Source organism: Sphingomonas mali NBRC 15500 (genome assembly GCF_001598415.1).
Lineage (GTDB): Bacteria > Pseudomonadota > Alphaproteobacteria > Sphingomonadales > Sphingomonadaceae > Sphingomonas > Sphingomonas mali.
Genome location: NZ_BCYX01000016.1, coordinates 95,503 through 105,833, shown reverse-complemented (window position 1 = coordinate 105,833; position 10,331 = coordinate 95,503). Strand labels below are relative to the sequence as shown.

The following is a 10,331-nucleotide window of genomic DNA, read 5'->3' as shown; positions in this document are numbered from 1 at the left end:
GCTGGGAGAGGGAGCTATCAAGCATCCGCTCCAGCGCGGCCTGCGCCGCCGCTTCGACCCGCGTCCGCTCGGCCTCATCCGCGATATCGTCGAACACGCTCCCGACGAACGCGCGAAGCAGCAGTTTCTTGGCCTCGGCCGGCGGAATTCCGCGGCTTTCGAGATAGAACAGCGCTTGTCCGTCCAGCTCGCCAACGGTCGCGCCGTGCGCGCATTTCACGTCGTCGGCGAAAATCTCCAGCTCGGGCTTGGCGTTGGCGGTCGCGGTGCGCGTGAGCAGCATCGCCTTCACCGACTGGCTGGCATCGGTCTTCTGCGCATCGCGCGCGACCGCGACCTTGCCGAGATAGCTGCCGGTTGCCTTGCCGCCGAGCACCGAACGCACAACCTGGTTCGAGGTCGCGTTGGGCTCGATATGGTTGACCGTGGTGACAATCTCGAGCGTCTGCTCGCCGCCGCCGAGGATGACCGCGCCAAGCTCGAAATGCGCGCCCTCGTGCAAGGTCACGTCAATCGACACACGGCCCAGTTTGCCGCCGATATTGAGCACGTGGAGCGTCGCACGCGCGCCTTTCTCGAGCACGATCGCAATGTCCTTGACCGCGACCGAACCGGGAGGCGAGTCCTGCACCACGACGCGGGCGATTTCTTCGCCCGCCGCGACACGGATCGCCTCGGGCGGATTGAGTGGCCACGCCTCGGCTAACGCATCGAGATCGCTGTAGCGCCATGCCTCATCGCGGCGGGTAGGAAGCGCGAGCAGGGTCATGAATGTAACTCGCACAAAGCCACAAAGGCGCAAAGCGCGCTCACCTTCTTCGCGGCTTCGTGTCTTTGTGCGATCAAAAATCTGGAGGCGCCTGCGGCGCAGAGCTTCGTCACGCTGCCACCGCTCCATAGCCTTCGCGCTCGAGTTCGAGCGCCAGTTCGGCCCCGCCTGTCCGCGTGATGCGTCCGGCCTCGAGCACATGGACGAAGTCAGGCTTCACGTAATCGAGCAGCCGCTGATAATGGGTGATCAGCACCACGGCCTTGTCGGGCGCGCGCATGATGCGGTTGATGCCGTCGCCGACCACGCGCAGTGCGTCGATGTCGAGTCCGCTGTCGGTCTCGTCGAGGATCGCGAGCTTGGGCGCGATGATCCCCATCTGCACCATCTCGTTGCGCTTCTTCTCGCCGCCCGAGAACCCGACATTGACCGGGCGCTTGAGCATCTCGGCATCCATCGACAAAGCCGCCGCCTCGGCCCGCGCCAGCTTGAGGAAATCGCCACCCGACAGTGGCCCCTCGCCCCGCGCACGCCGCTGGCTGTTGAGCGCCTCGCGCAGGAACTGGACGTTCGACACGCCAGGGATCTCGACCGGATACTGGAAGCCGAGGAACAGCCCAGCCGCGGCGCGCTCGTGCGGCGCCATCGCGAGCAGATCCTCGCCCTCGAAACTGACCGACCCCTCGGTCACGTCATAGCCAGGCCGCCCGCCGAGCACATAGCCAAGCGTCGACTTGCCCGCGCCGTTCGGCCCCATGATCGCGTGCACCTCGCCCGCGTTCACGCTGAGCGAAAGCCCCTTGAGGATCGGTTTGCCGTCTACTTCGGCATGGAGGTTTTTGATTTTGAGCATTACTTCGCAATCAACTCTGGCGCCAACTTAGCACGCATTTCTTTGACATAGTCGCTCATCTGCGACCCACGACCAGCCTTTTGAAAAATAAGTGATACTAATATATAGATATTAATCGCACGCTTCGCCGAAACAGATGCTGCAATCTTCGCGGGATCTACGCCCGGCAGCGTCTTGGCGACGGCAATTGCGCTTTTATCTCCGGATATACGCTCGGCGGCGCACTGGCTCCAGGCTTGATCCATGAAGCGTTGTGCATCCTCCTTACCCACCACGCTGCTCCAGTCCAACGCCTTGGATAAATTCAAGATACAATTAGTATAGAGCTTGTAGCTCTTCATGATATAGCCGCTCTTGTCCCGAATAGGAGGTGCAAGTCTATTAGTATAGTAGGCACAAATTTCGTTACAGTCCGTCTCTAATTTATCAATGGCAACAGGCGAAATTAGGCTAGCCACTAGGAACGCAATCATTAGCCAACACTCCCCTCCAAACTGATCCCCAGCAATTTCTGCGCCTCGACCGCAAACTCCATCGGCAGTTGCTGCAGCACCTCGCGCGCGAAGCCGTTGACGATCAGCGCGACCGCCGCTTCCTGATCGAGACCGCGCTGCATCGCGTAGAACAATTGGTCCTCGCTGATCTTCGAGGTCGTCGCTTCGTGCTCGATCTGCGCCGAGGGGTTGCGCACCTCGATATACGGCACGGTATGCGCGCCGCATTCGCTGCCGAGCAGCAAGCTGTCGCACTGAGTGAAGTTGCGTACGCCTTCCGCCGTCGGCGCGACGCGGACCAGCCCGCGATAGGTATTGTCCGAGCGTCCGGCCGAAATCCCCTTCGACACGATGGTCGAGCGCGACCCCTTGCCGAGATGGATCATCTTGGTGCCGGTATCCGCCTGCTGGCGATTGTTGGTCACCGCGACCGAGTAGAATTCGCCGACCGAATTCTCGCCAGCCAGCACGCAGCTGGGATATTTCCAGGTGATCGCCGATCCGGTCTCGACCTGAGTCCATGACACCTTGCTGTTCTTGCCCTGGCAGAGCGCGCGCTTGGTGACGAAATTGTAGATCCCGCCCAGCCCATTCTCGTCGCCCGGATACCAATTCTGGACGGTCGAGTATTTGATCTCGGCATCGTCCAGCGCAACCAGTTCGACCACCGCGGCGTGAAGCTGGTTCTCATCGCGCATCGGCGCGGTGCAGCCTTCAAGGTACGAGACGTACGCGCCCTTGTCGGCAATGATCAGCGTGCGCTCGAACTGGCCGGTATTCTCGGCATTGATGCGGAAATAGGTCGACAGTTCCATCGGGCAGCGCACGCCCTCGGGCACATAGACGAAGGTGCCGTCCGAGAAGACTGCGCAGTTGAGCGTCGCGAAATAATTGTCGTGCTGGGGCACCACCTTGCCCAGCCACTTCTTCACCAGCTCGGGATATTCGCGGATCGCCTCGCTGATCGACAGGAAGATGACTCCCGCCGCCTTCAGCTCCGCGCGGAACGTCGTCGCGACGCTGACGCTGTCGAACACCGCGTCGACCGCGATCTTGCGCGCGCCCTCGACCCCGGCGAGCACTTTCTGCTCCTCGATCGGAATGCCGAGCTTCTCATAGGTCCGCCGGATCTCGGGATCGAGCTCGTCGAGGCTCGCGATCGTCTTCTTCGCCTTGGGCTCGGCGTAATAATAAGCGTCCTGATAATCGATCGGCGCGATGTCGAGCTTGGCCCAATCGGGCGCTTCCATCGTCTGCCACAGGCGGAACGCCTTCAGCCGCCAGTCGAGCATCCATTCGGGCTCGTTCTTCTTGGCCGAGATGTAGCGGACGGTGTCTTCGCTCAGCCCCTTGGGCGCAAACTCCTGCTCGACGTCGGAGGCAAAGCCCCATTCGTACTTCTTGTTCGCGGCGGCCAGCGCCTCGGCGTTCTTGGTTGCCATTACAAACCCCAAGCCGCGAAGCGGCCATCAAAAAGCTTTGCGCCTTCGCGCCTTTGCGTGAGAAAAAATGATTCACGCGAAGGCGCGGAGGCGCGAAGAAGAAAAGAGTGCGCTACGCGCGGCATCAGGCCTGGACCTCCAGCGCAGGAGCAACGGATAGGCTGGCGAGACTGACGCCAGCCAGCACACCGCGGACGGCGCCGTTGACGGCATTCCAGTGCGGTTTCACGCGGCAACTCTCCTCGACACAGCAATCGTGCGCGCCATGCTCGACGCAGGCGGTCATCGCGATCGGTCCCTCGATCGCCTCGACGATGTCGGCCAGGCTGATCGCCGCGGGCGGCCGCGACAGGCGAAACCCGCCGCCGGTGCCGCGCTGGCTCTCGATCAGCCCCGCGGATGAAAGCTTGCTCACCAATTTCTGCACGGTGGGCAACGGCAATCCCGTCTCTTCCGCCAGGCTGGTCGCGTTGAGACGCCCCGCCCCGCCGCAATGGCGCGCGGCGGCGGACATCATCACCACGGCATAATCGGCCAGGCTGGAAAGACGCATTGTTGCGAACGACTCTCAAATCAGATCAAATCGATCCGATTGCCATTTGGGCGTGAGGGCTAGGAACGTCAACCACCTAAATCGCTATTCCCTCTCCCGTCGGGAGAGGGAGGGAGCGGCGAAGCCGTGAAGGGTAAGGGTAGGTTGGGTGGCTATCGCCTGCCCTCACCCTTCCCACTCGCTGCGCAAGCGGGCCCCTTCGTTCTCCCGCGAGGGGAGAAGGAAATCAGGTGCTGGTGATCAGCGGCCGCACCAGCCCCGACATCGCCAGGCGCTGCTGCACGGTGATCTCCGCCAGCGCGGTCGGGCGATCGCGGATCTGCTTGGGAGTCAGGCCAGTGAATTGCTTCACTTCGCGGATCAAATGCGACTGGTCGTAGAAACCGCGACCGACCGCGTCATCGAAGCTGATATCGCCGCGGCACATCGCGACCGCCGCACGCAACGCGCGATATTTGCGCGCCAGCAGCTTGGGCGGCGCGCCATAGAGAGCGTTGCATTTGCGTTCGACTTGCCGGCGCGACAGCCCGGTGACCGCGATCAGGTCGTCGATATCGGGGGACGTGCTGCCTTCCAGCCATTCATCCACCTGATGCGCGAAACTGACCGATTCCCGCGTTGCCCTGCAGGTGAGTTCGCGGACAAACGCCTCCGCGATCAGCACGCGTTCGTCCATATTCTCCGTACCCGCAATCGCCCGGAAGACCATTTCGGCGCGCGGGCGCAGATTTGGCCCGACCTCCATTGCATCGTCGAGCATGTCCGACGCGTCGCCGCCGAGCATCGCCGCCCAACCCGCCGGCGTGATGCCGAACCCGAACAGACGCACCGGCCCTTCGACACGACATCTGGTCGCGCCGCTAGTCGGTCCCACGACGTGGATCGGACCCGCATATTTCTCACCGTTGGGGAAATAATAAGCGGCGAAACCGGGGCTGAGGCGAAAGCGGAACTGCGCATAGTCTGCGCGCTCCATATCTTCGAACCAAGGTACGTTGGCTCGAAAATTATAGAATAATGTTACGTGATCCGCGAGGTCGGGTGAAGGAACCCGATAATCGAGTTGGATATCCGACACGAAAGTTGCGCCCCTGTGTTTTCTTTCGTAGCGCGGTTTTTATACCATTTCCGACGAACCCGCTACCCAAAATGAGTATATCGTAGGTTTCGCTTAACATAAGAAAGCGGCCCGATTTTCTTTCGAAAACCGGGCCGTCAAGGGAAAGAACCCCCTCCCAGGGGCCCCTCGGGTCGCATGCTTGTCCTAGGCCCATCATCCCCGAGTCGTATTGGACGGATTCGCCGTGCGGCGATTTTTGTAGGTTTCCGTAACGTAAGGGGCTTTGACCCTCGCAGCCCGGCCTGCCATGGCACGGGCCATGGCTTTTCTCGCCCGCCCGCTGCTGTTCGCGATCGATGCCGAAACCGCGCACGGCCTTACCATCGATATGCTTGCCGCCTGGGGAGCGATCGGAACGCCGCTTGCCGCCGGTACGACGTCCTTGCCGGTTACCCTGGCCGGACTGACCTTTCCTAATCCGCTCGGGCTAGCCGCCGGCGCCGACAAGGACGGCCGCGCTATTGCCGGGTTTTTCGGACTGGGTTTTGGCGCGGTCGAAATCGGAACGCTGACGCCGTTGCCGCAAGCGGGCAATCCGAGACCGCGGTTGTTTCGCCTCGTTCCTGATCGCGCGGTGATCAACCGCATGGGATTCAACAATGGCGGGCTCGCCGCTGCCTTGCCCCGCGCGAAAGCCGCAAAGCGCACCGGCATGCTCGGCATCAATGTCGGCGCCAACAAGGACGCGGTCGATCGTATCGCCGATTACGAGAACGGGGTGGCCGCCGCCGCGCCCATCGCCGATTATGTCACGATCAACATCAGCTCGCCCAACACGCCGGGTCTGCGCGACCTGCAGCACGGCCCCGCGCTGACCGATTTGCTCACCCGCGCCGCCGCGGCGCGCGGCACGACGCCGCTGTTCCTCAAGGTCGCACCCGACCAGGAGCCCGCACAGATCGACGAGATCGCCCGCGCCGCAATCCAGGCCGGCATCGATGCGCTGATCGTCGGCAATACCACCGTCAGTCGTCCGCCGCTGACCTCGCCTCATGCCGGCGAAAGCGGTGGCCTATCGGGCGCGCCGCTCGCGACGCTTGCCGCCCAGCGATTGCGCGATTTCAGGACGGCGACCGGCGGCACTCTACCGCTCATTGCAGTCGGCGGGATCGACAGCGGCGCCGAAGCCTATGCCCGCATCCGCGCCGGCGCCACGCTGGTTCAGCTCTACACCGGCCTCGTCTATGGCGGGCCGGCCCTGCCGCGACAGGTCGTGAGCGAGATGAATATGCTGATGCGCCGCGATGGGTTTACGCGGATCGAGGACGCGATCGGAACGAGCTGATCGAGGCCGGTTAACCAAGGAAGTCCGATGTTGCTCATCCACCTTTTCACCTATGCGGTCATCCTGCTCGTACCGATCGCGGTGATCGTCGTGATGATCCTCGCGCTGCGCCGTAACCCGCGTCTATAGGTCGCGCGGCCGCAACGCCTTGTCTCTCCCCTCCCTGCCGTTAGGGTTGTCCGCCATGAAGAAACTGATCGTCGCCGCCGCCATCGTCCTCTCCACCATGGCGGCATCGGGATCCGCACGGCAGCCCGCACGGCTCGCCAAGGTCGTCCAGCCCGCCGCGACCGGCATGGTCAGCGCCGCCGATCCACGCGCGGCGGCGGCCGGGGTCGAAATCCTCAACGCCGGCGGCAGCGCGACCGATGCGGCGATCGCGACGATGCTCGCGCTCAACGTCGTCGAGCCGCAAAGCTCCGGGATGGGCGGCGGCACCTTCTTCGTTCGCCATGACGCGACGAGCGGCAAGATCAACACGATCGACGGTCGAGAAGCGGCGCCGATGGCCGCCGACGGCAAGTGGTTCTACGACGCCAATGGCAAGCCGCTGCCGCACAATGCGGCAGTGCCCGGCGGACGCAGCGTCGGCGTGCCTGGCCAGCTTCGCGTAATGGCGATGGCGCACGCGCAATCGGGCAAGCTGCCCTGGGCGCGGCTGTTCCAGCCGGCCATCCGGCTGGCACGCGACGGCTTCCAGGCATCGCCGCGGCTGGCCAATGCGCTGGTCCAATATGCCAGCCACATGGATTCTAATGCCCGCGCGATCTTCATGGATGCCTCGGGCAAGCCGTGGCCGGCGGGCACGATCATCAAGAACCCGAAGCAAGCCGAGTTGTTCGACCGCGTCGCTCGCCTCGGCCCCAACGCCTTCTATACCGGTGGCACCGCGCAACGCCTCGTGACGACGGTCAATAACGCCCAGCGCAATCCGTCGAAGATGACGATCAGCGACATCGGCAGCTATCGCGCCAAGCCGCGCACGCCGCTCTGCGGCAGCTATCGCGTCTACCGCATCTGCGGCATGGGCCCGCCCTCGTCGGGCGGATTCACCGTGCTGATGATCCTGAAGCAACTCGAACGCTTCGACATGGCGAAGCTGGGTAAGGATTCGCCGGTCGCCTGGCATCTATTCGCCGAGAGCTCGCGCCTCGCTTATGCCGACCGCGACATGTATGTCGGCGATCCCGATTTCGTCAGCGTGCCGCTCGCCGGCCTGCTGAGCCGCAATTACATCGCCTCGCGCTCGGCATTGATCTCCCCTGGCAAGTCGATCGCCGACGTCGTCCCCGGCACCCCGCCGGGCGCTCCGCCGCGCAAGCGCGTGCCGGCGAGCGAAACCCCCGGCACCACCGACCTCGTCGTCACCGACAAGGCGGGCAATGTCGTCGAGGTCACCACGACGATCGAGGGGCCATGGGGATCGGGCCTGTCGGTCGACGGCATCATGCTCAATAACGAGCTGACCGATTTCGACATCGTGCCCGACAAGGACGGCTATCTCGTCGCCAACCGCGTCGCGCCGGGCAAGCGCCCGCGCAGCTCGATGGCACCAACCATCGTCTACGGTCCCGACGGCAAGGTCCGGCTGGCGATCGGCGCGGCCGGCGGATCGACGATCATTGCCCAGGTAGCAAAGGCGATCATCGGCGTGGTCGACTGGAAGATGAGCGCGCAGGACGCGATCGGCCTGGGTCTGGTCTATGCACCGGGCCCGATGGCTGTCGCCGAATCGGGCACGCAGGCCGAGACGATGGTGCCGCAACTGCGCGCACTCGGCGAGAAGATCATGGTCTCCCCACTGGGGCTCAAGGCCAATGCGATCGAGCGCGTCGGCGGCAAGTGGGTCGGCGCCGCCGATCCGCGCAGCGAAGGTGTCGCAATGGGACAGGACGGCAAGGTGACGGCGATCAGGCGGATGGGGATGGCGCCCAACCGCCCGTCCGAATAACGTCGTCCTAATGGCGCAGCCGAACGCGGCGCGTCGTATGGGAGAGGACCGGATGCGGCAGATCGAGAAATTCCCCAACCTGGTCGCGATGTTCTTTGCGCGCGCCCGGGCCGGGAGCGACCAGCCGTTCCTGTGGCACAAGCAGGGCGACACCTGGGTACCGCTCAGCTGGGCCGAGACCGCAAGGCAGGTTGCGAGCCTGGCAACCGCGTTGAAGGCGATCGGGCTGCAACCCGGCGACCGCGTCATGCTGGTCAGCGAGAATCGCCCCGAATGGTGCATCAGCGACCTGGCGATCATGGCCGCGGGTTGCGTGACGGTGCCGACCTACATCACCAATACCGAACGCGATCACAGCCACATTATCGAAAATTCGGGCGCGCGCGCGATCATCGTGTCGACCGCCAAGCTTGCCCGCCCGCTGCTCCCCGCCGCCGCGCGCGCCAGCGAGGCCAAGATCGTGATCGGCTTGGAGGATCTGCGCGTCGGCCAGACCGACCTCGTCTATCATAATTGGTCGAAACTGATCGCCGACCACCCGGCGCAGCCCGACGATTTGTTGATCACTGCGGGCCGCGATGATCTGGCGTGCATCATCTACACCTCGGGCACCGGCGGCGCGCCGCGCGGCGTGCGGCAGCATCACGGGGCGATCCTGCACAATGTCGAGGCGTGCTGCACCCTGATTGCCGAGGATTTCGGCTGGGACGACGAGGTGTTCCTCTCGTTCCTTCCCCTCTCCCATGCCTATGAACATACCGGCGGCCAGCATTTCCCGATCGGGCTCGGCGCGCAGATTTACTATGCGGAAGGGTTGGACAAGCTCGCCAGCAATATCGAGGAAGTCCGCCCGACGATCATGGTCGTCGTCCCACGCCTGTTCGAGGTGTTGAGGACGCGCATCGTCAAGGCCGTCGAGAAACAGGGTGCGGTATCGAACTACCTGCTCGGCCGCGCGGTCTCGATCGGCGGCAAGAAGGCCGCGGGCGGAGTCCCCTTCTACGATCAGCCGATGAACCTGATCGTGAAGTCGCTCTTGATGCCCAAGATCGCCAAGCGGTTCGGCGGACGGATCAAGGCGATGGTGTCCGGCGGCGCGCCGCTCAATCCCGAGATCGGCGTCTTCTTCCAGTCGCTCGGCCTCACCTTCCTGCAAGGCTACGGTCAGACCGAGGCGGCGCCGGTCATTTCGTGCAACCGCCCGCGCGCCGGCCTCAAGATGGATACGGTCGGCCCGCCGCTCGACGGAGTCGAGGTGCGGATCGCCGAAGATGGCGAGATATTGGTCCGCGGCGAACTGGTCATGCACGGCTACTGGCGCAATCCCGAAGAGACCGCGCGCGTACTCAAGGGCGGCTGGCTGCACACCGGCGACATCGGAATGATCGACGGCAAGGGCCGGATCAAGATCACCGACCGCAAGAAGGACCTGATCATCAACGACAAGGGCGACAATGTGTCGCCGCAAAAGGTCGAGGGCATGCTGACGCTGCAGCCCGAGATCGGCCAGGCGATGATCGCCGGCGACCGGCGGCCTTATATGGTCGCGGTACTGGTCCCCGATCCCGAATGGACCCAGGAATGGTGCGCCAGGACCGGGGCAGTGTGCAATTCGAAGGCGCTCGCCGACGACCTCGACTATCGCGCCGCGCTGCTGGCTGCGGTCGAGCGGGTCAACAAGGATTTGTCGGTGGTCGAACGCGTCCGCCGCTTCATCCTGGCCGACGAACCGTTCACGATCGAGAACCAGCAGATGACGCCGAGCCTGAAGATTCGACGCCATGTGCTGAAGGAAGTGTACGGCCCGCGCCTCGACGCGCTCTATAAGGGATAGTCCATCCCCCCTCTCGTTGAGGGGGTGTCT

The 10,331-nt window shown here is 63.7% G+C and carries 9 protein-coding genes; 3 read left to right on the top strand and 6 right to left on the bottom strand.

The annotated features are described in order from the left end of the window. The 6 genes from SMA01S_RS13405 to SMA01S_RS13380 all read right to left on the bottom strand — a co-directional run. The coding region (locus SMA01S_RS13405; RefSeq protein WP_084250294.1) for a SufD family Fe-S cluster assembly protein at positions 1-769 on the bottom strand (769 nt) is incomplete at its 3' end. Between the two features lie 109 nt (positions 770-878). After that, positions 879-1,622, bottom strand: a complete 744-nt coding sequence (sufC, locus tag SMA01S_RS13400; protein WP_066822878.1) for a Fe-S cluster assembly ATPase SufC — start codon at positions 1,620-1,622, stop codon at positions 879-881. Continuing rightward, positions 1,622-1,963: a hypothetical protein gene (locus SMA01S_RS13395; protein WP_157093935.1), complete on the bottom strand. Its 342-nt coding sequence runs from the start codon at positions 1,961-1,963 to the stop codon at positions 1,622-1,624. Before SMA01S_RS13395 ends, sufC begins: the two co-directional genes overlap by 1 nt. Before the next feature lie 131 nt (positions 1,964-2,094). Beyond that, complete coding sequence (gene sufB, locus SMA01S_RS13390; protein WP_066822866.1) at positions 2,095-3,558, bottom strand: Fe-S cluster assembly protein SufB; 1,464 nt, start codon at positions 3,556-3,558, stop codon at positions 2,095-2,097. Positions 3,559-3,682: 124 nt separating this feature from the next. Further along, complete coding sequence (locus SMA01S_RS13385) at positions 3,683-4,111, bottom strand: SUF system Fe-S cluster assembly regulator (RefSeq protein ID WP_066822864.1); 429 nt, start codon at positions 4,109-4,111, stop codon at positions 3,683-3,685. 226 nt (positions 4,112-4,337) lie between these two features. Then, positions 4,338-5,087: a helix-turn-helix domain-containing protein gene (locus SMA01S_RS13380; RefSeq protein WP_245649274.1), complete on the bottom strand. Its 750-nt coding sequence runs from the start codon at positions 5,085-5,087 to the stop codon at positions 4,338-4,340. A gap of 403 nt (positions 5,088-5,490) precedes the next feature. On the opposite strand from SMA01S_RS13380, the gene SMA01S_RS13375 reads away from it, so the two are divergent. The 3 genes from SMA01S_RS13375 (at position 5,491) to SMA01S_RS13365 (ending at position 10,301) form a co-directional block, all read left to right on the top strand. Then, complete coding sequence (locus SMA01S_RS13375; protein WP_066822859.1) at positions 5,491-6,516, top strand: quinone-dependent dihydroorotate dehydrogenase; 1,026 nt, start codon at positions 5,491-5,493, stop codon at positions 6,514-6,516. A gap of 226 nt (positions 6,517-6,742) precedes the next feature. Beyond that, positions 6,743-8,467, top strand: a complete 1,725-nt coding sequence (gene ggt, locus SMA01S_RS13370; protein WP_439654310.1) for a gamma-glutamyltransferase — start codon at positions 6,743-6,745, stop codon at positions 8,465-8,467. Positions 8,468-8,519: 52 nt separating this feature from the next. Further along, on the top strand, positions 8,520-10,301 hold the full coding sequence (locus SMA01S_RS13365) for an AMP-dependent synthetase/ligase (protein WP_066822912.1): 1,782 nt from the start codon (positions 8,520-8,522) through the stop codon (positions 10,299-10,301). Positions 10,302-10,331 lie beyond the last annotated feature (30 nt).

Bases quoted from the DNA above. Each gene is read 5' to 3' on its own strand.
- sufC (WP_066822878.1), bottom strand. From the start codon at position 1,622: ATGCTCAAAATCAAAAACCTCCATGCCGAAGTAGACGGCAAACCGATC.
- SMA01S_RS13395 (WP_157093935.1), bottom strand. From the start codon at position 1,963: ATGAAGAGCTACAAGCTCTATACTAATTGTATCTTGAATTTATCCAAG.
- sufB (WP_066822866.1), bottom strand. From the start codon at position 3,558: ATGGCAACCAAGAACGCCGAGGCGCTGGCCGCCGCGAACAAGAAGTAC.
- SMA01S_RS13385 (WP_066822864.1), bottom strand. From the start codon at position 4,111: ATGCGTCTTTCCAGCCTGGCCGATTATGCCGTGGTGATGATGTCCGCC.
- SMA01S_RS13380 (WP_245649274.1), bottom strand. From the start codon at position 5,087: ATGGAGCGCGCAGACTATGCGCAGTTCCGCTTTCGCCTCAGCCCCGGT.
- SMA01S_RS13375 (WP_066822859.1), top strand. From the start codon at position 5,491: ATGGCTTTTCTCGCCCGCCCGCTGCTGTTCGCGATCGATGCCGAAACC.
- ggt (WP_439654310.1), top strand. From the start codon at position 6,743: ATGGCGGCATCGGGATCCGCACGGCAGCCCGCACGGCTCGCCAAGGTC.
- SMA01S_RS13365 (WP_066822912.1), top strand. From the start codon at position 8,520: ATGCGGCAGATCGAGAAATTCCCCAACCTGGTCGCGATGTTCTTTGCG.